The sequence below is a fragment of the Streptomyces yerevanensis genome, from assembly GCF_000716805.1.
Lineage (GTDB): Bacteria > Actinomycetota > Actinomycetes > Streptomycetales > Streptomycetaceae > Streptomyces > Streptomyces flaveus.
This window is the reverse complement of sequence record NZ_JNWJ01000213.1, coordinates 1-577: the sequence shown is the minus strand read 5'-3', so window position 1 is coordinate 577 and position 577 is coordinate 1. Positions and strand designations below refer to the sequence as shown.

The window sequence follows — 577 nt, the reverse complement described above, 5'->3', positions numbered from 1 at the left end:
GCCCCGCGCCCCTATGGGGCGTTGTCGCTGAGCCTCGTTCTCCCGCACCCTGATAATGGGCTGATGGCACGGGCGAAGGCGCAGCCGAGGACCAAGCGGTCGGGTGACCGGCGGGTGGCATCCCAACCCGTCGTCGCCACAGTCGACGGCGGGCTCGCCGAGCTGATGCCCGACCGGGACCGGGCGCGTGCCTGGTCGCTGCTCATCGACGGCGCCCCGCAGTCGCACGTGGACCTGGACGACCCGGCGTATCTGAAGTTCGAGTACCAGCGCCGCCTCGGCCACGTCATCGACCTCGCCGCCCCGCCGGGCAAGCCGGTGCACGCCGTGCACCTCGGCGGCGGCGCCCTCACCCTCGCCCGCTACGTCGCCGCCACCCGCCCCCGGTCCACCCAGCAGGCCGTCGAACGCGACGCCGCCCTCGTCCAACTGGTCCGCCGAGAGCTGCCGTTGGATCCGAACACCCGCATCCGCGTACGTTCCGTCGACGCCCGCGAAGGGCTCGCCAAGGTGCCGGACGGCTGGGCGGACCTGGTCATCGCGGACGTGTTCAGCGGGGCGCGTACGCCCGCGCATC

At 73.3% G+C, this 577-nt stretch carries 1 protein-coding gene; it reads left to right on the top strand.

Annotated elements, in window-relative coordinates; translation table 11 throughout:
* Nucleotides 1-63: 63 nt before the first annotated feature.
* On the top strand, nt 64-577 hold a 514-nt coding region (locus OP79_RS49115), incomplete at its 3' end, for a spermidine synthase (protein WP_033329816.1).